The organism is Streptomyces brasiliensis (assembly GCF_014647875.1).
Classification (GTDB): Bacteria; Actinomycetota; Actinomycetes; order Streptomycetales; family Streptomycetaceae; genus Streptomyces; species Streptomyces brasiliensis.
The window spans coordinates 1-20,876 of record NZ_BMQA01000020.1 but is presented as its reverse complement, the minus strand read 5'-3'; the positions used below and the strand labels follow the sequence as shown (position 1 = coordinate 20,876).

The following is a 20,876-nucleotide window of genomic DNA, read 5'->3' as shown; positions in this document are numbered from 1 at the left end:
GGCATGAAACAATCGGACTGGCTCACCGGTATCAAAGCGAGCAGGAGACACAGCACGATGCGTATCGGAGTTCTCACCGCAGGCGGCGACTGCCCCGGCCTGAACGCAGTGATCCGGTCGGTCGTGCACCGGGCGGTCACCACGTACGGCGACGAGGTGATCGGCTTCGAGGACGGCTACCGCGGACTGCTCGACGGCCACTACCGCACCCTCGACCTCGACGCGGTGAGCGGCATCCTGGCCCGCGGCGGCACCATCCTGGGGTCCTCCCGCCTCGAGCGCGACCGGCTGCGCGAGGCCTGCGACAGCGGCGCCGACATCATGCGCTCCTTCGGCATCGACGCGCTCATCCCGATCGGCGGCGAGGGCACGCTGACGGCCGCGCGCATGCTGTCCGACGCGGGCCTGCCGGTGGTCGGCGTCCCGAAGACCATCGACAACGACATCTCCTCCACCGACCGCACCTTCGGCTTCGACACCGCCGTCGGCGTGGCCACCGAGGCCATGGACCGCCTCAAGACCACCGCCGAGTCCCACCAGCGTGTGATGGTCGTCGAGGTCATGGGCCGGCACGCCGGCTGGATCGCCCTGGAGTCCGGCATGGCCGGCGGCGCCCACGGCATCTGCCTGCCCGAGCGTCCCTTCGACCCCGCCCATCTGGTCAAGATGGTCGAGGAGCGCTTCGACCGCGGCAAGAAGTTCGCCGTCATCTGCGTCGCCGAGGGGGCCCACCCCGCCGAGGGCACCATGGACTACGGCCACGGCGAGATCGACCAGTACGGCCACGAGCGCTTCCAGGGCATCGGCACGGCCCTGGCGTACGAGCTGGAGCGGCGCCTCGGCAAGGAGGCCAAGCCGGTCATCCTCGGCCACGTCCAGCGCGGCGGCACTCCGACCGCCTACGACCGGGTGCTCGCCACCCGCTTCGGCTGGCACGCGGTGGAGGCTGCGCACCAAGGCGAGTTCGGCCGGATGACCGCGCTGCGCGGCACCGACATCGTCATGGTGCCGCTCGCTGAGGCCGTGACCGAGCTGAAGACGGTGCCCAAGGACCGCATGGACGAGGCCGAGTCGGTCTTCTAGGCCGGATCCGGTCCGGGGACCCGCCGTCCTCGGACCGGACCCCCTGATACTCCTGGAGGCGGCCCGGCGAGGACGGCTGCCTGCCGCTCGGCGCCCTGCCGGTCCCCGGTCTCCTCCCTGCGCAGACACGTCCGGAGTTCGAGCCCGCCCCGCAGGGCGACGCCCTCGGCCGCGAGACCCCGGGGGAGGCGGTGCTCGCACGGCGTCCGCGGCCGGGCGATGGGTTCACCCGGCTGGAACCGGGGTCGGCGTACGCACCACACCGTGGGGGCGCGGGACCCCGGCGACCACGGTCTGTTCCGCCGCAACCACGGATCGCAGGAACGTACCGGCGCACCGGGGCGGCCTCACCCCTTCACCGCCCCGCCCAGCGCGAACCCGCCCCCCAGCCGCCGCGCGACCAGCACGTACAGCAGGATCACCGGCGTCGAGTAGATCACCGAGAACGCGGCGAGCTGCCCGTACACCACCGTGCCGCGGTTGCCGAAGAACTCGTTGATGCTGACCGAGGCCGGCATCTGGTCCGGGGTGAGCAGGAGCATGAACGGGACGAAGAAGTTGCCCCACATCATCACGAACGAGAAGACGGTCACCACGGCGACGCCGGGACCCATCAGCGGCAGTACGACGCGGACCAGCGACTGCAGCGACGAGGCGCCGTCCGTCCACGCGGCCTCCTCCAGCTCCTTCGGCACGCCGTCCATGAAGTTCTTCATCAGCCAGATGGCGAAGGGGAGTTGGGACGCGGCGAAGAACAGGATCGTGCCCTGCACGGTGTCGATGAGGTCGACCTGCACGAACAGCGCGTACACCGGGACCATGATCGCGGTGATGGGCAAACTGGTCGCGAAGAGGATCGTCAGCAGGAACGGGCGGTTCAGCCGGGACCGGAACCGGGACAGCGGGTAGGCGGCGAGCGCCGCGCACACCACCGTCAGCAGGGTCGCGCCCCCGCACAGGATCAGGCTGTTGAGCAGCGGCGTGAAGGTCACGTCGGAGTTCATGATGGCGTCGAAGTTGTCCAGGGTGAGGCCGTCGGGGGCCTTCACCCTGAGGTCCGCGTGCGGGTCGAGGGAGGACAGGACGACCCAGGCGAGCGGCAGCGCGAACGCGACGGCCACCACGAGGAGTCCCACGTCGGCGGCCAGCTTTCGGGTCGTCCGGCGGGAGGCGAGGGTGAGGGCCACGGTGTCAGACCTCCGTCCGCAGCAGGCGCAGGTACACGAGGGAGAACAGCGAGCCCACCAGGAGCAGCAGCAGGGCCACCGCGGTGCCGTAGCCGATCATGCTGTTCTGGAAGGCCTGTTCGTACATGAACAGGGGGAGCGTCTGGCTCCTGTCACCCGGTCCGCCCCGGGTCATCACCCAGATCAGCCCGAACACCGAGAGCGTCTGCAGGGTGTTGAGCATCAGGTTCGTGCCGATGGAGCGGCGGATCATCGGGAGCGTGATGTGCCACATACGGCGCCAGCCGCCCGCGCCGTCGACCTCGGCCGCCTCCGTGATCTCCTTCGGGATCTCGTTCAGGGCGGCGGAGTAGACGAGCATCGAGAAGGCGGTGCCGCGCCACACGTTCGCGAAGGACACGGCGAGGATCGGCAGGGTGAACAGCCAGTTCTGGGCCGGGAGATGGAGCCAGTCCAGGATGGCGTTCAGGGTGCCCTCGCGGCGGAAGAAGGCGTACAGCAGGAAGCCGGCCACGACCTCGGGCAGCACCCATGCCGTGATCACCACGGCACCGGTCAGCGTGCGGACCGGCTTCGAGGCCCGCTGCATCAGCGACGCGAGCGCGAGCCCCAGGGTGTTCTGGCCGACCAGTGACGACAGCACGGTGAACACCAGTGTCAGCCATACGGCGTTGAGGAACTTCTCGTCCTTGAAGGCGGTACGGAAGTTGTCGAGTCCGACGAACGACGAGTGCGCCTGGCCGGTGAGCTGGAGGTCGGTGAAGGCGATGTAGGCGCAGTAGGCGATCGGTCCCGCCAGGAACAGCAGCAACAGGACCAGAGCGGGAGAGACGGGCAGGGCCCGGGCGAGGGCGCGGAGCACCGGATGGTGGCCCGGTCGGAGTGCGGGGGCGTGGGGCGCGGGGCCCGGCGCCGTCTTCACGACGCCCGGGTCCGCGTGCGGTGCGGTGGTCATGTCCGTTCGCCGCCGGTCACTTCTCGATGACCTGGTTGTCGGTCGCGGACTTCAGCTCGTCGTCGTACCCGCTCGCCGCTTTGTCCACCGACGTGTCCCCGGTCGTCACGCCCTCCATCGCCTCCTGGATCGCGGTCGAGACCTTCGGGTACGCCGGATAGGCGGGCCGGTAGTGGGTGCTGGCGACCAGGTCGGTGAAGAACTTGATGCCGGGCTGGGCCTGTACGTACGCCGGGTCGGCGGCGACGTCCTTGCGGACGGCGATGCCGGAGTTGGCGATGTACCACTTCTGCGCGTTCGCCTTCGTCTGCATCGTCTTGATGAAGTCGAAGGCGAGATCGGGGTTGCCCGCCTTGGCCGGGATCGCCCAGGTCCAGCCGCCGGACATGCTCACCTTGCCGGGGGCCTGGCCGTGCTGGGTCGGCATGTAGGCGAGACCGAGCTTCTGCGACCACTCGGGCCACTCGTGACCGCTCCCGGTCAGCCAGTCCTGCGGGAGCCAGGAGCCGTCGAGGTTGATGCCGAGCTTGCCCCCGGGAAGCAGCTCACCGCGCACGCGGGTACTGAAGTTGGGGTCGAGCGCGTCGGAGACATCGGGCCCGAGCTTCTCCTTGTAGACGGTCTCGACGAACGAGAGGGCGTCCTTGAAGCCCTGTCCCGCCGTGATCCACTTCTTGGAGGTGCTGTCGTACAGGGGGTCCGAGGTTCCGTCGTTCGTCCCGTAGAGGAGCATCTCGAAGCCCTGCATGGTGGCGGCCTCACCGGCCGGCTTCCCGGTGTAGACGTTCATCGGGGTGACGCCGGGCACCTTCTCCTTGATGGTGCGGGCGGCGGTGAGGATGTCGTCCCAGTTCTTCGGCTGCCAGTCCTCCGGGAGCCCCGCCTTCTTGAACACCCCCTTGTCGAACCAGAGTCCCCGGGTGTCGGTGCCGTCCGGAACGCCGTACGTCTTCCCGTCCTCGCCTCTGGCGGCGGACTTCGCGGTGTCGATGAACTGGTTCCAGTCCGGCCACTCGGCGAGGTAGGGATCGAGGGGCTTCAAGTACCCGCTGGTGATGTCCGAGTTGATGAGGAAGGTGTCCTCGTAGACCAGGTCCGGGGCGGTCTTGGGGGAGCGGAGCATCTGCTGGAGCTTGGTGTAGTACTCCGAGTCCGGGGCCTTGATGGGGACGAGCTGGACCTTCTTGCCCGGGTACTTCTTCTCGAAGTCCTTCTTGATGCCGGCGAGATAGGTGTCCATCACCTTGATGGAGTTGTCCGTCGACTGCTTGAAGGAGATCTTGACGGTGTCGGGGCTGCTGCCGGATCCGCCGCCGCAGGCGGTGAGCGTGGTCGCGGCGAGGGCGAGGGCAACGAGGGGGAGAGAGAAGGCGTTGGGGCGCACGGGCATGACCTCCTACGGGCACACGTCGCTGTGGCCTGGGTGGTTGCCCGTGTGAAGGTAAGTCGAGTGGTCTAGTCAGGTCAATGAGTGTGCGCAGGATGGCAATATGCCTGGCAGTACTGGGTGGTTGGCCGGGGAAGGGGACCAGAGTGCCGGAACGAGACGTCAGCATCGGGCAGTTGCTGCTGACCGAGTACCAGACCGTCAAGGACGAACAGAAGACCCGGATCGGCTTCCGCGACAACCTGCTCTACGTCACCCTCACCGTCGTCGCCGCCGTCATCGCCGCGGCGGCCCAGGCCAAGCAGCCCGCGATGCTGCTCGCCCTGCCGCCGGTGTGCGTGGTCCTCGGCTGGACCTATCTCGTCAACGACCACAAGATCTCCGCGATCGGCACCTACATACGGGACGACCTCGGACCCCGGCTGGCCCGACTCGCCGGGACGGACAAGGTCTTCGACTGGGAGACCGCCCACCGCACCGACGCCCGCCGCCGCTTCCGCAAGGCAGTCCAGTGCTTCATCGACCTGCTCGCCTTCTGCCTCGTCCCCCTCGCGGCGCTCCTCGTCTACTGGGTCGCCGGCGAGGTCGTGAGCGGGCTCCTCGCCGTGTCGGTGGCGGAGGCGCTCGCGGTGACCGGGCTCGGGGTGCAGATCGTGGCGTACGCCGGGTACTTCGGGGGCGCCGGCGGCCCGGCCCCGGGCGGCTCCGGGTGACCCTCGTACCGGCTCAGGGCCCCGTGACCCACCGGTACTGCAACTCCGGCCGCCCGACCGTCCCGTACTGCGGGCTGCGGGCCGCGCGGCCGGCGTCCACCAGGTGTTCCAGATAGCGGCGGGCCGTGATGCGGGAGATGCCGGCCGCCTCCGCGACGCCCGTGGCGGTGAGGCCCTCGGCGCAGTCCCGGAGAGCGACCGTGACCCGCTCCAGGGTGGGTGCGCTCAGACCCTTCGGCAGGGCCGCCGGGCTCGGGGCGCGCAGCGTGGCGAGCGCGCGGTCGACCTCGTCCTGCCCGCTCGCCTCGCCCGCCGCCGCGTGGAACTCGGCGTAGCGCAGCAGCCGGTCCCGCAGCGTCGCGAAGGTGAACGGCTTCAGGACGTACTGCACGACCCCCAGCGACACCCCTTCGCGCACGACCGTGAGGTCCCGCGCCGACGTCACCGCTATGACGTCCGCGTGGTGCCCGGCCGCGCGCAGGGAGCGGGCGAACTGCAGCCCGTGCACGTCCGGCAGATGCAGGTCCAGGAGCAGCAGGTCCACCGGCGTACGGTCCATGAGGCGCCGGGCCTCCGCCCCGCTGTGCGCCTTCCCGACCGCGACGAAGCCCGGCACCCGGCCGACGTACAGCACATGCGCGTCCGCGGCGACCGGGTCGTCCTCCACGACGAGGACCCGGATGGCGTCCCTGCCTCGGCTCGTCATGCGTCGCTCCTGGCCACCGCGGCCGCGTGCCTCGTCTCTCTGGCCGTACCCGCCGTCCCCAACGGCAGCCGCACCTCGAACACGGCTCCGCCCTCCTCACCCTCCGTCACGGTCAATGTGCCCTCGTGCCGGGTGACCGCCTGTCGCACCAGTGCCAGTCCGAGCCCGCGTCCCGTGGGCCCGGCCGGCTTCGTCGAGAACCCCCGCTGGAATACCAGCTCGGCATGGGCGGGATCCACCCCCGTGCCCGTGTCCGCGACCCGCATCACCAGCTCGGCGCCGGCGGCACCGTCGGAGAAGGCCGTCACCGTCACGCGCGCGCCCGCACTGCCCTGGGCCGCGTCCACCGCGTTGTCGATCAGGTTGCCGAGGATGGTCACCAGGTCCCGGGCCGGCAGACTCGGCGGCAGCACCCCGTCGTCCAGGCGGCCGTCCTGGGACACGACGAGTTCCACGCCCCGCTCGTTGGCCTGGGCCGTCTTGCCCAGCAGCAGGGCCGCGAGCACCGGTTCGCTGACGGCTGCCACCACCTGGTCGGTGAGGGCCTGGGCCAGCTCCAGTTCGGCCGTCGCGAAGTCCACGGCCTCCCCGGCGCGGCCCAGTTCGATCAGCGAGACGACCGTGTGCAGCCGGCTCGCCGCCTCGTGGGCCTGCGAGCGCAGCGCCTGGGTGAAGCCGCGCTCGGAGTCCAGTTCGCCCATCAGGGACTGGAGTTCGGTGACGTCCCGGAGCGTGACGACGGTGCCGCGGCGCTCACCGCCCGACACCGGGGACGTGTTGACCACCAGCACGCGGTCGGCCGTCAGATGCACCTCGTCCACCCGGAGCTCCGACGCCAGCAGTGCCCCGGTCAGCGGGGCCGGCAGACCGAGGTCCGCCACCGACCTCCCGACCACGTCCGCCTCCGCGCCGACGCCGAGCAGCTCACGGCCGCCGTCGTTGATGAGGGCCACGCGATACCGGCCGTCCAGCATCAGCAGGCCCTCGCGCACCGCGTGCAGGGCGGCCTGGTGGTAGTCGTGCATTCGGCTCAGCTCGGCCGCGTTCATGTTGTGGGTGTGGCGGCGCAGCCGGGCGTTGACGACGTACGTGCCGACCGCGCCCAGCAGCAGAGCGCCGCCGGCGACGCCGATCAGGGCGGTGACCTGCTCCTGCGCCCGCTGGCTGATGGCTTCGACCCGGATGCCGGCGCTCACCAGGCCGATGACCCGGTTGCCGTTCCACACCGGCGTGACCGCGCGGACGGAGGCGCCGAGCGTGCCGGTGTACGTCTCGGTGAAGGTGTGGCCCTGCTGGGCGGGGCCGATGTGGCCGAGGAAGCGTTTGCCGATCTGGGCGCGGTCCGGGTGCGTCCATCGGATGCCCTGCGGACTCATGATCGTGATGAAGTCGACGCCGGTGTCCCGCTGGACCTGGAGGGCGTACGCCTCCAGCCGGGCCGTCGGGTCCGGGGTGCCGATCGCCTCCCGCACGGAGGGCGCGTCCGCGACCGAGCGCGCCACCGCCGTGGCCTGGCGGACCGCCGCGTCCTCGGCCTGGTTGCGGTCGCTGAGAATCGTGAACAGCGCGTACCCCGCCACGACGACCGCTATCAGCACGGCCTGCATGGCGAACAGCTGCCCGGCCAGGCTGCGGGGCCGGGGGAGAGAGGGGAGGCGCATCCCGTCAGTGTGCCTCTCCCTTCGCGCGTGAACTAAATGAACGGAAGGGTGACCGCTGTCACGGTTAGGGAGATAGTCACGGCATTCCTCATAACCCCCGGACGTGAGCCGCACGCCGGTGATGCCGACAAAGACGTCAAGGAGGGCAGCCGTGGCCGCCAGTTCCCCCGATACGGCACCTGCCGCACCCGCTGTGAAGCGGGACCGCACCCACTATCTCTACATTGCGGTCATCGCCGCGGTCGCGCTCGGCATCGCCGTGGGCCTCATCTGGCCCGACGCGGGAGTCGAGCTCAAGCCGCTCGGCACGGGTTTCGTGAACCTGATCAAGATGATGATCTCGCCGATCATCTTCTGCACGATCGTCCTCGGCATCGGCTCGGTGCGGAAGGCCGCCAAGGTCGGCGCCGTCGGCGGTATCGCCCTCGGCTACTTCCTGGTGATGTCCCTCGTCGCGCTCGCCATCGGCCTGGTCGTCGGCAACGTCCTGCACCCCGGTGACGGCCTTCACCTCACCGACGCGCTCAAGGAGACCGGACACGCCCAGGTGTCCAGCGACGCGCTGCCGCCGGTCGAGTTCGTGCTCTCGATCATCCCTGTGACCTTTGTCTCCGCCTTCACCGAGGGCCAGGTCCTGCAGACGCTGCTGATCGCGCTGCTTGCCGGGTTCGCGCTGCAGGCGATGGGTTCCGCCGGTCAGCCGGTGCTGCGCGGCATCGAGCACATCCAGCGGCTCGTCTTCCGCATCCTGAGCATGGTGATGTGGGCGGCACCGATCGGTGCGTTCGGCGCCATCGCCGCGGTGGTCGGTTCGGCCGGCCTGGACGCGCTCAAGAGCCTCGCCGTGCTGATGCTCGGCTTCTACATCACCTGTGTGCTGTTCGTCTTCATCGTGCTGGGCGCGCTGCTGCGGGTGATCTCCGGTGTCAACGTGTTCTCGCTGTTCAAGTACCTGGCGCGGGAGTTCCTGCTGATCCTGTCCACCTCCTCCTCCGAGTCCGCGCTGCCGCGGCTCATCGCGAAGATGGAGCACCTGGGTGTCAGCAAGCCGGTGGTCGGCATCACGGTGCCGACGGGGTACTCCTTCAACCTCGACGGCACGATGATCTACATGACCATGGCGTCGCTGTACATCGCGGACGCGCTGGGTACGCCGATGTCGATCGGTGAGCAGATTCCGCTGCTGCTGTTCCTGCTGCTGGCGTCGAAGGGTGCGGCGGGTGTCAGCGGGGCGGGTCTCGCCACCCTGGCCGGCGGTCTCCAGTCGCACAAGCCGGCGCTGGTCGACGGCGTCGGGCTGATCGTGGGTATCGACCGGTTCATGAGTGAGGCGCGCGCTCTGACCAACTTCGCGGGTAACGCCGTTGCCACGGTGCTGATCGGGACGTGGACCAAGGAAATTGACTCCGAGCGGGTCAAGCAGGTGCTCGCGGGTGAAATGCCGTTCGACGAGACCACGTTGCTCGACGAGGGTGCCGGGGCCGAGGTTCCCGAGCAGCGCGGGGAGTTGGCCAAGGCCTAGTCACAGTGGGGAGCTGTGTCGTCCGGCGGCCGTGGAGCCGCATATCGACACAGCCGCCCGCCCCTGAGGGGGCTGCGCCTCCTCAACCCTCGCAATGGAACCGGCCGTCCGTCCCGCCTGAACCGGGGACGGACGGCCGGTTCGGTTGCCGAGTTTCGCCTCCAGCTCGGTGGCCTGGGGGGACGGGTACGCCCGCCTCCTCGGCTCGCTGCTGCGCAGGGCATCGGCGACAAGGGCAGGACGGTCGCGGGGCAGGCGGCGCAGGCGAGCGATCCGCAGCGGGCAGCGCGGTTGACGGAGCAGGCCGGTCGGCTCGCCTCCGGGGCCCGGCAGACGGCCGACGCGGTCGGCTCCGCCCTCTCCGGCGCCGTGGCCCTGGTGGCGCTGCTGCTGCCGCGTCGCGAGGCCGCCGCCGCGGAGAAGCCGGCCGAGGAGAAGGAGCCCGTGGCCGGCGGGGTGCGCTGACCTTCTCGACGGACTCTCACCCGCATCCACTAGCGTGCCCGTGCCGGACCGACCGGAACGGCACGTTCGTGTGTGTCGTCTGTTCTTGCGTGGAGGCACGGGGGATGAAGATCGACTGGGACCGGCGCACCTGCGCGCGCAAGGGTCATGTGACGTACGCGCCCGACGACCCGCGGCTGCGGGTGCGGCTGCACGCCGAGACCGCGCTGGGGGAGGTCTGGCGGTGTCTGCGCTGCGGCGACTTCGTGCTCGGCGAGCCGCACGGCTCGGGGCCGGCCGCCGACGCGCCGCTGGTGCCGCGCGGAAAGGTGCTGCGGGACCTGTTCATCCTGCGGTTCCTGGCGATCGAGCGGGCCGTGCGCGGGGTGTTCATCGTGCTGGTCGCGGTGGCGGTGTGGAAGTTCAGCAACAGCCAGGACGCGGTGCGCCGCCTCTTCAACGAGAACCTGGACGTCTTCCGCCCGGTCTTCCGCCACTTCCACTACGACCTCGACCACTCGCCGGTCGTCGGCTCCATCCAGAAGGCCTTCGGCTACAAGCACTCCACGCTGCTGCTGGTGGCGGCCGTGCTGCTGGCGTACGCGCTGGTCGAACTGGTCGAGGCGGTGGGCCTCTGGTACGCCAAGCGCTGGGCCGAGTATCTGACGGTGGTCGCCACCGCCGCCTTCCTGCCGCTGGAGATCTACGAACTCACCGAGCACGTCAGCTGGCTGAAGATCGCCACGCTCGTCCTCAACATCCTCGCCGTCCTCTACATCGCCCTCGCCAAGCGCCTGTTCGGCCTGCGCGGCGGACGGAGGGCCTTCGACGAGGAGCGCCACAGCGCCTCGTTGCTGGAAGTCGAGGAGTCGGCCGGAGTGAAGGTCTGATCGACTCGCCCGGGGTCTCCGGGCGAGGTTCGGCCGCGTGGAGGGTGTGGCGGATGCCGGGGGCGCCGAGGCCGTTACGGACCATGGAACCCACAACCCCGGCCTGCCCGGCCCGCTGACGCGCCTTGCCTTGACGCCGACGTCAACGCCTACCGTCGTGTCCATGCGAATCGGCGAGCTGGCCGCACGGGCCGGGACCACGACGCGCACGCTGCGCTACTACGAGACGCGGGGACTGCTGCCCGCACGGCGGGACACGCACGGGCACCGTGCGTACGACGAGCGGGACCTGAAGCTGCTGCGGCAGATCAGGACGCTGCAGGACTTCGGGTTCGACCTGGAGGAGACGCGGCCCTTCGTGGAGTGCCTGCGCGCCGGGCACCCGGAGGGCGACGCGTGCCCCGCCTCGCTCGCGGTCTACAGGCGCAAGCTCGACGAGCTCGACGCGCTGATCGGCGAGCTGCGGGACGTGCGCGCCAAGGTCGCCGGTCAGCTGGAGCGGGCCGAGCGGGCCCGGGACGAGCTGGCCGCCGAGGCGCAGGTTCCGGGGGGCCCGGAGCCCACGTGCGAACTGGGAGGGCACGAACGATGATCAAGGCGGCCGGAGTGACCGAGGTGACCGACGGGGACTTCGCGACGGAGGTGATCGACTCCGCTCTGCCCGTCCTGGTGGAGTTCACCGCCGACTGGTGCCCGCCGTGCCGGCAGATGGGACCGGTGCTCAGCGCCCTCGCCGCGGAGGAGGGCGACCGGCTGAAGGTCGTACAGCTGGACGTGGACACCAATCCACTGACCACCAATGCGTACAAGGTGCTGTCGATGCCGACGTTCATGGTGTTCCGCGCGGGTGAGCCGGTGAAGGCGATGGTCGGGGCGCGGCCCAAGCGGCGGCTGCTGGAGGAACTCTCCGACGTGCTGTAATCCCCGCCGCTACGAAAGAAATCCCCCGGGCAATTGCGCCCGGGGGATTTCTTTGCGTATATTTGTTGTTTCGCGACTTCAAGTCGACGTGGTCACGAAGAAGTTCAATGAGCAGAGTATATCCGGGCGGGAGCGGAATTGTCAAACCACCCCTTTCCAGACGATGAATTGCACCACGAACAGGAATTCATCGACGGGCTGTATGCGCGCGTTGACGCGCTGCGCGGCGACACCGAGACGTCCGTGGCGGACGCGCTCGCGCAGGGTGACAAGCCCATGCAGGCCCGCCTCGAACGCGACATCCTGGTCGCCGAGCGCTCGGGTCTGCTTGCCGCGCTGAACACCGTGGACGGCTCGCTCTGCTTCGGCCGCATCGACCTGGCGTCCGGAAACAGGCACCACATCGGCCGCATCGGGCTGCGCGGCGACGACGCCGAGCGCACCCCGGTCCTCATCGACTGGCGCGCCGACGTCGCCCGCCCCTTCTATCTGGCCACCGGCCACACCCCGATGGGGCTCAGACGCCGGCGGCACATCGCCACCGAGGGACGTCGGGTCACCTCCCTGCACGACGAGATCCTCGACCTCGGCGACGCCACCCGCACCGGCCACGAGGACCCCTCCGGGGACGCCGTGCTGCTCGCCGCCCTCAACACCGCGCGCACCGGTCGCATGAGCGACATCGTGCAGACCATCCAGGCCGAGCAGGACGAGATCATCCGGGCCCCGTACCGCGGCGTGCTGGTGGTCGAGGGCGGCCCCGGCACCGGCAAGACGGCGGTCGCCCTGCACCGGGCCGCCTACCTCCTCTACGAACACCGTGAACTGCTCGCCAAGCGCGCCGTCCTCATCGTCGGCCCCAACCCCGCCTTCCTCGGCTACATCGGCGAGGTGCTGCCCTCGCTCGGCGAGACGGGCGTGCTCCTGGCGACGGTCGGGGAACTGTTCCCCGGCGTGAAGGCCACCGCGGCCGACACCCGCGAGGCGTCCGCCGTCAAGGGCCGCGCCGACATGGCCGACGTGCTCGCCGAGGTCGTACGCGACCGGCAGTCGCTGCCCGACCCCGTCATCGCCATCGAGCACGACCGCGAGGTCCTGATGCTCGACGACGACCTGGTGAACGTCGCCCGCGAGCGCACCCGCGCGGCACAGCTGCCGCACAACGTGGCCCGCGAGCACTTCGAGGGCCACATCCTCAACACGCTCACCGACATGGTCGCCGAACGCATCGGCACCGACCCCTACGACGGCTCCAACCTGCTCGACGCCAGTGACATCACACAGATCCGCGACGAACTCGCCGAGAACCACGAAGTCTGGTCGGCGATCGACGAGTTGTGGCCGCGGCTGACCCCGCAGCGGCTGGTCGCGGACTTCCTCGCCGACCCCGAGGGGTACGTCAGCGACGAGGACGCGGCCGCGATCCGGCGCCCGGTGACCCGCCGGTGGACCGTGGCGGACGTGCCGCTCCTCGACGAGGCGGCCGAACTGCTCGGCGTGGACGAACGGGTGGCGCGGGCGCGCGCGGATCGCGAGCGGGAGACACAGATCGCCTACGCACAGGGCGTCCTCGACGTGTCGTACGCCTCCCGGACCTTCGAGTTCGACGACAAGGAGGAAGACGACCCGGAGGCCTCCGAGGTGCTGTCCGCGCACCACATCATCGACGCCGAGCGGTTCGCCGAGCGGCACGAGGAGGAGGACTTCCGCAGCGCCGCCGAGCGCGCGGCGGCCGACCGGACCTGGGCGTTCGGGCACATCATCGTCGACGAGGCGCAGGAGTTGTCGCCGATGGCCTGGCGGCTGCTCATGCGGCGCAGCCCCACCCGGTCCATGACCCTGGTCGGCGACCCCGCGCAGACGGCGGAGGCGGCCGGCGTCGGCTCCTGGTCCGGCATCCTCGAGCCGTACGTCGAGGACCGCTGGGAGCACACCCGCCTCGGCGTCAACTACCGCACCCCGTCCGAGATCATGGACCTCGCCGCGGCCGTGGTCCGCGCCGAGAACCCCGGCTTCGAACCGCCGAGTTCGGTCCGTTCGACAGGGGTACGGCCCTGGGTGCGGCAGGCGGCCGACGACCTGCCCGGCGCGGTCGGCAAGGCCGTCGCCGAACTCACCCCCGCCGAGGGCCGGCTCGCGGTGATCGCCCCACGCGACCTGCACCGGGCGCTGGCCGCGCGGCTCGACGGGGTGACGGCGGGTGCCGAACCCGACCTGACGCGGACCGTGGTCCTGCTCGATCCACGGCAGGCCAAGGGGCTCGAATTCGACTCGGTGCTGGTGGTGGAACCGGGCGCCTACGGCACCAGCGACCTGTACGTCGCCCTGACCCGGGCCACGCAGCGGCTCGGGGTGCTGTACACGGGTGAGCTGCCCGAGGGACTCAAGCGGGCCGCAGCCACACCGTAGCCAGCGGTGGCAGCGTCAGCCTGATGCTCGCCGGGCGGCCGTGCCATGCCGCCGGTTCCGGTTTGATCGGGTCGGGGTTCGTGACGTCGCTGCCTCCGTAGCGGGACGCGTCCGTGTTCAGGGTCTCGTGCCAGGCCGGAATGTCGTCGGGGACGCCCAGGCGGTAGTCGTGACGGACCACCGGGGAGAAGTGGGAGACCGCGAGCAGCGGGTTGCCCTCGGCGTCGAAGCGCAGGAACGCGAGGACGTTGTCGTCGGCCGCGTCGCCCACGATCCACTGGAAGCCCGACGGGTCGGTGTCGCGCTGCCAGAGCGCCGGGGCGGCGCGGTACACCGCGTTCAGGTCGCGGACCAGGTCGCGCACGCCCCGGTGGTCGGCCTCGGCACCGTACGCCGGGTCGAGCAGCCACCAGTCGGGGCCGTGCACCTCCGACCACTCCGCGCCCTGGGCGAACTCCTGGCCCATGAAAAGGAGCTGCTTGCCCGGGTGCGCCCACATGAAGCCCAGGTAGGCACGGTGGTTCGCGCGCCGCTGCCACCAGTCGCCGGGCATCTTGGACACCAGCGACCGCTTGCCGTGCACGACCTCGTCGTGCGAGATCGGCAGGACGTAGTTCTCGCTGTACGCGTACACCATCGAGAACGTCATCTCGTGGTGGTGGTACTTGCGGTGCACCGGCTCGTGCTGCATGTACTCCAGCGAGTCGTGCATCCAGCCCATGTTCCACTTCAGCCCGAAGCCGAGGCCGCCGAAGCCGCTCGGGCCCCGGTGGTGCGTCGGGCGTGTGACACCGTCCCAGGCGGTCGACTCCTCGGCGATGGTCACCACGCCCGGTGCCCGCCGGTAGACCGTCGCGTTCATCTCCTGGAGGAAGGCCACCGCGTCCAGGTTCGCCCGCCCGCCGTGCTCGTTCGGGGTCCACTGGCCCGGTTCGCGCGAGTAGTCGAGGTAGAGCATGGAGGCGACCGCGTCGACCCGCAGGCCGTCGATGTGGAACTCCTCGCACCAGTACACGGCGTTCGCCACGAGGAAGTTGCGCACCTCGCGCCGCCCGAAGTCGAACTCGAGGGTGCCCCAGTCGGGGTGCGCCGCCCGCAGCGGGTCCTCGTGCTCGTACAGCGGGCGCCCGTCGAACTCGGCCAACGCCCAGTCGTCACGCGGGAAATGGGCCGGCACCCAGTCCATCAGCACACCGATCCCGGCCCGGTGCAGGGCATCGACCAGGTACCTGAAGTCGTCCGGGGTGCCGAGGCGGGCCGTCGGCGCGTAGAAGCCGGTGACCTGGTAGCCCCAGGAGCCGCCGAACGGGTGCTCGGCGACCGGCATCAGCTCGACGTGCGTGAAGCCGAGGTCCTTGACGTACGCGGGAAGCTGCTCCGCCAGCCGATGGTACGTCAGCCCATTGCGCCAGGAGGGGAGATGGACCTCGTACACCGAGAACGGCGCCTCGTGCACCGGCGTGTCCGCGCGGTGCGCCAGCCACTCCGCGTCGCCCCACTCGTAGTGCGACGCGGTCACGATCGAGGACGTGTTCGGCGGGACCTCCGTACGGCGGGCCAGCGGGTCGGCACGCAGCGTGCGGGAGCCGTCCGGGCGGGTGATCTCGAACTTGTACAGCTCGCCCTCGCCGAGTCCGGGCACGAACAGCTCCCAGACACCGGACGAGCCGAGCGAGCGCAGCGGATGGCCCGTGCCGTCCCAGAAGTTGAAGCCGCCGGCGAGCCGCACGCCCCGCGCGTTCGGCGCCCACACGGCGAAGCGGGTGCCGGTCACACCCTGGTGCGTCGTGGGATGCGCGCCGAGCGCCTCCCACAGCTGCTCGTGCCGGCCCTCGCCGATCAGATGCAGGTCGAGCTCGCCGAGCGTGGGCAGGAAGCGGTACGCGTCCTCGGTCTCCAGGACCGTCTCGTCGTACGCCACCAGCAGCCGGTACCCGGGGACCTCGCGCAGCGGCAGCAGCCCGGAGAAGAAACCGTCGCCGTCGTCGTGCAGTTCGGCGCGCAGGGCGCCCGACACCACGGTGACCGACCGCGCGTACGGCCGGAAGGTCCGGAAGGCGACGCCGCCGGGCACCAGGTGCGCGCCCAGCACCGCGTGCGGATCGTGATGCGTACCGCCGAGGAACCGCTCACGGTCACCGGCATCCAGGGCGGGGGAGACGGCGACCTCCAGGGGGGCCGCGGCCTTCACCGGGGATGCCTTCTTCGCCGCGGACTTCCGTGGAGCGGCGACCTTCGGCGTCGCGGTCCTGGAGGCGGTGGTCCTCGGTGTCGTCGTCTTCGCGGCGGTCTTCCTGGCCGTGGTCTTCTTCGCCGCGGACTTCCGTGAGGTGGCGGCCTGCTTCGGCACGGCCGCCTTCTTGGCCGCCGTCTTCTTCGCTGCGGCCTGCTTCGGCACGGCAGTCGCCTTCTTCGCGGCCTTCTTCTTCGCCGGAGCCTTCTTCTCGCTCTTCTCGGTGGCGCTCTTCTCGGTGGCGCTGTTCTCCACTTCCGTTTCCGGCTGCTTCGGATCCGGACCGTGGGACGGGGGGCGGGGGGTCACGGGCGGGGCCTCCTCGGCGAGGGTGAGGTGGTGGCGAGACGGCGTACGGCGGACAGGGGGACCGGGAGCCAGTCGGGGCGGTGGCGGGCCTCGTAGACGACCTCGTAGACCGCCTTGTCGGTCTCGTAGGCCCGCAGCAGCACGGGGTCGGTCCGCGGATCGCTCCCGGCGGCCTCGGCGTACCCGGAGCAGTACGCGTCCCGGCACGCGGCCGCCCAGCCCGGCGCCGGCGGCGTCACCGAGTGCGCGGCGTAGTCGAAGGAGCGCAGCATTCCGGCGATGTCCCGGACCGGTGGCTGCGGCATGCGCCGCTCGGACAGCGGACGTGCCGGTTCGCCCTCGAAGTCGATCAACGACCAGGCTCCTCCACTGCTGGACGCGTGGGCGGTACCCCCGGACGGCGAGCGCAGGCACTGGCCGAGGTGCAGATCGCCGTGGACGCGCTGCGCGGTCCAGGTGCGGCCCTCGGCGGCCAGCTCGTCCAGTGCCCGGTAGGCGGAGCGCAGCCCGGCCTCGTACGGGCGCAGCGCGGGCACCGCCTGCGCCGCCGCCGTCAGCCGCTCGACCATGCCGTCGACCAGGTTCCGCAGCGGGCCGTGGCCCAGGGTGACCGTGGGCAGCGCGCGGGCGAGGGCCAGATGGACCTCGGCCGTGGCCCGGCCCAGCGCCCGTGCCTCGGCGGCGAAGTCCTCGCCCTTGGCCAGCTCCCGCAGCGCCAGCTCCCAGCCGTCCGACGCGCCCTGCACGAAGGGTTGCAGGACGGCCAGCACATAGGCGTCACCGGCGACGTCGGCCCGCAGCCAGGCCGTCGGCGCCGGCACCCGGGCGCAGCCCTCGCGGGCCAGGGCCAGCGGAAGCTCCAGGTCGGGATTGACGCCGGGCACGACCCGGCGGAGCAGCTTCAGGATGAATGTATCTCCGTAGACGACCGAGGAGTTGGACTGCTCGGCGGTCAGCAGGCGGGCGACGAGACCGTCCCCGATCTCCTGGCCGGGGTCCCGTTCGAAGCGCAGCCCGCCGATGCGGGCCCGGGCGCGCAGCGCCTCCAGGATCACCTCGGCGGGCCGGGGGTCGTACAGGGCGTCGTAGACGGTGTGTCCGGCGAGCGGGCCACCGGTCACATGGCCGATCAGCGCGGGCGCGAGCCGGGGCGGCAGCGCCTCACGCACGCCTATGAGGAGCTGGTAGCAGTCGCCCGGCTGGGCCGGTGCGCCCAGGACGGGCGGCTGATGGGCGCGGACCAGCAGATGGTGCAGGCCCAGTTTGCCGTCGGAGGGCAGCAGCTCGGTGGCCGCGACCGGCGAGAACCCGGTCACCGGACGCCCCTTGCCGGCGAACCAGCGCTGCCTCGGCAGCCACTCGCGCAGCAGCGGATCGAGGGAGGCGAGGAGGGAGCCGGGAGTAGTCGTGCCGGAAGGTGTGACCGTTTCCGCCATGGCGCCACGTCCTTTCCCCGGTCCTCGGGGTGTGACTGATGGGTGCCCCGGGTGGGGCGGGGGAAACCGCCCCCCCGGGACTCGGGGTACTGCTAGGCGACTTCCTTGCGGAGCCTGAACCAGTAGAAGCCGTGGCCGGCCAGCGTCAGCAGGTACGGCAGCTCGCCGATCGCCGGGAAGCGCACCCCGCCGAACAGCTCCACCGGGTGCCGGCCGTGGAACGACCGCAGGTCCAGCTCCGTCGGCTGTGCGAACCGGGAGAAGTTGTGGACGCACAGCACCAGGTCGTCCTGGTACTCGCGCAGGAAGGCGATCACCGCCGGGTTCGAGGACTGCAGCTCGTCGTAGGACCCCAGTCCGAAGGCAGGGTTCTGCTTGCGGATCTCGATCATGCGGCGGGTCCAGTGGAGCAGGGAGGACGGGGAGGACATGGAGGCTTCGACGTTGGTGACCTGGTAGCCGTAGACCGGGTCCATGATGGTCGGCAGGTAGAGGCGTCCGGGGTCACAGGACGAGAAGCCCGCGTTGCGGTCGGGTGTCCACTGCATGGGGGTGCGGACGGCGTCGCGGTCGCCGAGCCAGATGTTGTCGCCCATGCCGATCTCGTCGCCGTAGTAGAGGATCGGCGAGCCGGGCAGGGACAGCAGGAGGGCGGTGAACAGTTCGATCTGGTTGCGGTCGTTGTCGAGGAGGGGTGCGAGCCGGCGGCGGATGCCGATGTTGGCGCGCATACGCGGGTCCTTGGCGTATTCGGCCCACATGTAGTCGCGTTCCTCGTCGGTGACCATCTCGAGGGTCAGCTCGTCGTGGTTGCGCAGGAAGATGCCCCACTGGCAGTTGGTGGGGATGGCGGGGGTCTTGGCGAGGATCTCGGAGACCGGGTAGCGGGACTCCCGTCGTACGGCCATGAAGATGCGCGGCATGACGGGGAAGTGGAACGCCATGTGGCATTCGTCGCCGCCGGACCGGTAGTCGCCGAAGTAGTCGACGACGTCCTCCGGCCACTGGTTCGCCTCGGCGAGCAGCACGGTGTCCGGGTACTGCGCGTCGATCTCCTTCCGCACCCGCTTCAGGAACTCGTGGGTCGCGGGCAGGTTCTCGCAGTTGGTGCCCTCCTGCTGGTACAGGTACGGCACCGCGTCGAGGCGGAAGCCGTCGATGCCCAGGTCGAGCCAGAACCGCAGCGCGGAGATCATCTCCTCCTGAACGGCCGGGTTCTCGTAGTTGAGGTCCGGCTGGTGCGAGAAGAAGCGGTGCCAGTAGTACTGCTTGCGGACCGGGTCGTACGTCCAGTTCGACGCCTCGGTGTCCACGAAGATGATCCGGGCGTCCTGGAACTGCTTGTCGTCGTCGGCCCAGACGTAGTAGTCGCCGTACGGCCCCTCGGGGTCACGGCGCGATTCCTGGAACCACGGGTGCTGGTCGCTGGTGTGGTTCATGACGAAGTCGATGATGACGCGCATGCCCCGCTGGTGGGCGGCGTCGACGAACTCGACGAAGTCGGCCAGGTCGCCGAAGTCGGGCAGCACGGCGGTGTAATCGGAGACGTCGTAACCGCCGTCCCGAAGGGGCGACTTGAAGAACGGTGGCAGCCAGAGGCAGTCGACGCCGAGCCACTGGAGATAGTCCAGCTTGGCGGTCAGACCCTTGAGGTCGCCGATGCCGTCACCGTTGCTGTCCTGGAAGGAGCGGACCAGGACCTCGTAGAAGACGGCGCGTTTGAACCACTCCGGGTCGCGGTCCTTGGCGGGAGTGTCCTCGAAGGTGTCTGGGACGGGCTCGTTGACGATCATTGTATGGGTGACCCTCCGATCTGCGGGGTGGACGGTCGCAGGACGGTGAGGATGTGCGCAGGGCGGTGCCCCGGTTCGAGTCGCACATAGTTGGCCCTGCCCCAGTGATAGGTCTCGCCGGTGAGCTCGTCGCGCACCGGCACCGACTCGTGCCAGCTCAGGCCGAGTTGCGGCATGTCCAACGAGACCGTGGCCTCCTGGGTGTGGTGAGGGTCGAGGTTGGCGACCACCAGAACCGTGTTCGATCCACTCCGCTTGCTGTAGACGATCACCTCTTCCTTGTCGGCGTGGTGGAAGTGGAGATCGCGCAGCTGCCGGAGGGCCGGGCTGCCCCGTCGGATGGTGTTGAGGCGGGTGATGAGGGGGGCGATGGTGTGTCCGTCGCGGGCGGCGGCGTCCCAGTCGCGGGGTTTGAGCTGGTACTTCTCCGAGTCCAGGTACTCCTCGCTGCCCTCCTTCAGCGGGGTGTTCTCGCACAGCTCGTAGCCGCTGTAGATGCCCCAGGCCGGCGAGAGGGTGGCGGCCAGCACGGCACGCACCTCGAAGGCCGGGCGGCCGCCGTGCTGGAGGTAGGCGTGCAGGATGTCGGGGGTGTTGGCGAAGAAGTTGGGCCGCATGTAGGCGGCCGCGTCGCCGGACAGCTCGGTCAGGTAATCGGTGAGTTCCTGCTTGGTGGTGCGCCAGGTGAAGTACGTGTACGACTGCTGGAAGCCGATCTGGGCCAGGGTGTGCATCATCGCCGGCCGGGTGAACGCCTCGGCGAGGAAGATCACGTCGGGGTCGGTGTGGTTGATCTCGCCGATCACCCGTTCCCAGAAGACGACCGGTTTGGTGTGGGGGTTGTCGACGCGGAAGATCCGCACGCCGTGGGCCATCCAGTGCCGCAGCACCCGCACCGTCTCGGTGATGAGGCCGTCCATGTCGGCGTCGAAGGCGATGGGGTAGATGTCCTGGTACTTCTTCGGCGGGTTCTCGGCGTAGGCGATGGTGCCGTCGGGGCGGTGGTGGAACCACTCGGGGTGCTTGTGCACCCAGGGGTGGTCCGGGGAGCACTGCAGGGCGAGGTCGAGGGCCACCTCCAGGCCCGATTCCCGTGCCCGGCCCACGAAGTGGTCGAAGTCGTCGAGGGTGCCGAGGGCGGGGTGGATGGTGTCGTGGCCGCCTTCGGGGGAGCCGATGGCCCAGGGGACGCCGACGTCGTCGGGGCGGGGGTCCAGGGTGTTGTTG

17 protein-coding genes are annotated in these 20,876 nt (G+C 70.1%); 8 read left to right on the top strand and 9 right to left on the bottom strand.

What is annotated here, in order from left to right; translation table 11 throughout:
* Positions 1-57: 57 nt before the first annotated feature.
* Positions 58-1,083, top strand: a complete 1,026-nt coding sequence (locus IEZ19_RS26680; protein WP_189313842.1) for an ATP-dependent 6-phosphofructokinase — start codon at positions 58-60, stop codon at positions 1,081-1,083.
* Positions 1,084-1,430: 347 nt separating this feature from the next.
* On the opposite strand, the gene IEZ19_RS26675 is transcribed toward IEZ19_RS26680, so the two are convergent.
* The 3 genes from IEZ19_RS26675 to IEZ19_RS26665 are packed head-to-tail and all read right to left on the bottom strand — an operon-like array spanning position 1,431 to position 4,615.
* A complete protein-coding gene (locus IEZ19_RS26675) occupies positions 1,431-2,270 on the bottom strand; it encodes a carbohydrate ABC transporter permease (RefSeq protein ID WP_189313841.1) in 840 nt (279 codons plus the stop codon).
* A gap of 4 nt (positions 2,271-2,274) precedes the next feature.
* Positions 2,275-3,225 (bottom strand): carbohydrate ABC transporter permease, encoded by a 951-nt coding sequence (locus IEZ19_RS26670; RefSeq protein ID WP_189313840.1) that lies wholly within the window; start codon positions 3,223-3,225, stop codon positions 2,275-2,277.
* Between the two features lie 16 nt (positions 3,226-3,241).
* Positions 3,242-4,615: an extracellular solute-binding protein gene (locus IEZ19_RS26665; RefSeq protein ID WP_189313839.1), complete on the bottom strand. Its 1,374-nt coding sequence runs from the start codon at positions 4,613-4,615 to the stop codon at positions 3,242-3,244.
* Between the two features lie 143 nt (positions 4,616-4,758).
* On the opposite strand from IEZ19_RS26665, the gene IEZ19_RS26660 reads away from it, so the two are divergent.
* Positions 4,759-5,325 (top strand): hypothetical protein, encoded by a 567-nt coding sequence (locus IEZ19_RS26660; protein ID WP_189313838.1) that lies wholly within the window; start codon positions 4,759-4,761, stop codon positions 5,323-5,325.
* A 13-nt stretch (positions 5,326-5,338) separates the two neighbouring features.
* Here IEZ19_RS26660 and IEZ19_RS26655 read toward each other — a convergent pair whose 3' ends face one another.
* Both IEZ19_RS26655 and IEZ19_RS26650 read right to left on the bottom strand, forming a co-directional pair.
* On the bottom strand, positions 5,339-6,031 hold the full coding sequence (locus IEZ19_RS26655) for a response regulator (RefSeq protein ID WP_189313837.1): 693 nt from the start codon (positions 6,029-6,031) through the stop codon (positions 5,339-5,341).
* Entirely contained in the window at positions 6,028-7,692 is a 1,665-nt protein-coding gene (locus IEZ19_RS26650) for a sensor histidine kinase (protein ID WP_189313836.1), read from the bottom strand. The genes IEZ19_RS26655 and IEZ19_RS26650 overlap by 4 nt, the downstream gene beginning before the upstream one ends.
* Positions 7,693-7,813: 121 nt before the next feature.
* Between IEZ19_RS26650 and IEZ19_RS26645 the strand changes: the two genes are divergently transcribed.
* The 6 genes from IEZ19_RS26645 (at position 7,814) to IEZ19_RS26620 (ending at position 13,878) form a co-directional block, all read left to right on the top strand.
* Positions 7,814-9,214 carry a cation:dicarboxylate symporter family transporter gene (locus IEZ19_RS26645; RefSeq protein ID WP_189313943.1) on the top strand — a complete coding sequence of 467 codons (1,401 nt, stop codon included), beginning with the start codon at positions 7,814-7,816 and terminating at the stop codon, positions 9,212-9,214.
* Between the two features lie 291 nt (positions 9,215-9,505).
* Positions 9,506-9,679 (top strand): hypothetical protein, encoded by a 174-nt coding sequence (locus IEZ19_RS26640; RefSeq protein ID WP_189313835.1) that lies wholly within the window; start codon positions 9,506-9,508, stop codon positions 9,677-9,679.
* Positions 9,680-9,783: 104 nt separating this feature from the next.
* Positions 9,784-10,548 carry a DUF2127 domain-containing protein gene (locus IEZ19_RS26635; RefSeq protein WP_189313834.1) on the top strand — a complete coding sequence of 255 codons (765 nt, stop codon included), beginning with the start codon at positions 9,784-9,786 and terminating at the stop codon, positions 10,546-10,548.
* Between the two features lie 163 nt (positions 10,549-10,711).
* Positions 10,712-11,140 carry a MerR family transcriptional regulator gene (locus IEZ19_RS26630; RefSeq protein WP_189313833.1) on the top strand — a complete coding sequence of 143 codons (429 nt, stop codon included), beginning with the start codon at positions 10,712-10,714 and terminating at the stop codon, positions 11,138-11,140.
* Complete coding sequence (locus tag IEZ19_RS26625; RefSeq protein ID WP_308429010.1) at positions 11,137-11,469, top strand: thioredoxin family protein; 333 nt, start codon at positions 11,137-11,139, stop codon at positions 11,467-11,469. Before IEZ19_RS26630 ends, IEZ19_RS26625 begins: the two co-directional genes overlap by 4 nt.
* Before the next feature lie 168 nt (positions 11,470-11,637).
* On the top strand, positions 11,638-13,878 hold the full coding sequence (locus tag IEZ19_RS26620) for a HelD family protein (RefSeq protein WP_189313832.1): 2,241 nt from the start codon (positions 11,638-11,640) through the stop codon (positions 13,876-13,878).
* Here the strand turns inward: IEZ19_RS26620 and glgB are convergent.
* The 4 genes from glgB to IEZ19_RS26600 all read right to left on the bottom strand — a co-directional run.
* Positions 13,853-16,420, bottom strand: coding sequence for a 1,4-alpha-glucan branching enzyme (gene glgB, locus IEZ19_RS26615; RefSeq protein WP_189313831.1), 2,568 nt, complete (start codon positions 16,418-16,420; stop codon positions 13,853-13,855). The genes IEZ19_RS26620 and glgB overlap by 26 nt on opposite strands.
* Positions 16,417-17,856 (bottom strand): maltokinase N-terminal cap-like domain-containing protein, encoded by a 1,440-nt coding sequence (locus tag IEZ19_RS26610; protein WP_189313830.1) that lies wholly within the window; start codon positions 17,854-17,856, stop codon positions 16,417-16,419. Before IEZ19_RS26610 ends, glgB begins: the two co-directional genes overlap by 4 nt.
* 92 nt (positions 17,857-17,948) lie before the next feature.
* Positions 17,949-19,649: a maltose alpha-D-glucosyltransferase gene (treS, locus tag IEZ19_RS26605; protein WP_189313829.1), complete on the bottom strand. Its 1,701-nt coding sequence runs from the start codon at positions 19,647-19,649 to the stop codon at positions 17,949-17,951.
* Positions 19,646-20,876 (bottom strand): alpha-amylase family protein (locus IEZ19_RS26600; protein WP_506005004.1); only part of this gene is annotated, 1,231 nt, incomplete at its 5' end. The genes treS and IEZ19_RS26600, both read right to left, overlap by 4 nt.

What these genes read in the sequence shown, in the direction of transcription:
- IEZ19_RS26635 (WP_189313834.1), top strand. Translation starts at nt 9,784, where the DNA reads ATGAAGATCGACTGGGACCGGCGCACCTGCGCGCGCAAGGGTCATGTG.
- IEZ19_RS26645 (WP_189313943.1), top strand. Translation starts at nt 7,814, where the DNA reads ATGCCGACAAAGACGTCAAGGAGGGCAGCCGTGGCCGCCAGTTCCCCC.
- treS (WP_189313829.1), bottom strand. Translation starts at nt 19,649, where the DNA reads ATGATCGTCAACGAGCCCGTCCCAGACACCTTCGAGGACACTCCCGCC.
- IEZ19_RS26670 (WP_189313840.1), bottom strand. Translation starts at nt 3,225, where the DNA reads ATGACCACCGCACCGCACGCGGACCCGGGCGTCGTGAAGACGGCGCCG.
- IEZ19_RS26610 (WP_189313830.1), bottom strand. Translation starts at nt 17,856, where the DNA reads ATGGCGGAAACGGTCACACCTTCCGGCACGACTACTCCCGGCTCCCTC.
- IEZ19_RS26655 (WP_189313837.1), bottom strand. Translation starts at nt 6,031, where the DNA reads ATGACGAGCCGAGGCAGGGACGCCATCCGGGTCCTCGTCGTGGAGGAC.
- IEZ19_RS26650 (WP_189313836.1), bottom strand. Translation starts at nt 7,692, where the DNA reads ATGCGCCTCCCCTCTCTCCCCCGGCCCCGCAGCCTGGCCGGGCAGCTG.
- IEZ19_RS26665 (WP_189313839.1), bottom strand. Translation starts at nt 4,615, where the DNA reads ATGCCCGTGCGCCCCAACGCCTTCTCTCTCCCCCTCGTTGCCCTCGCC.
- IEZ19_RS26625 (WP_308429010.1), top strand. Translation starts at nt 11,137, where the DNA reads ATGATCAAGGCGGCCGGAGTGACCGAGGTGACCGACGGGGACTTCGCG.
- IEZ19_RS26680 (WP_189313842.1), top strand. Translation starts at nt 58, where the DNA reads ATGCGTATCGGAGTTCTCACCGCAGGCGGCGACTGCCCCGGCCTGAAC.
- IEZ19_RS26630 (WP_189313833.1), top strand. Translation starts at nt 10,712, where the DNA reads ATGCGAATCGGCGAGCTGGCCGCACGGGCCGGGACCACGACGCGCACG.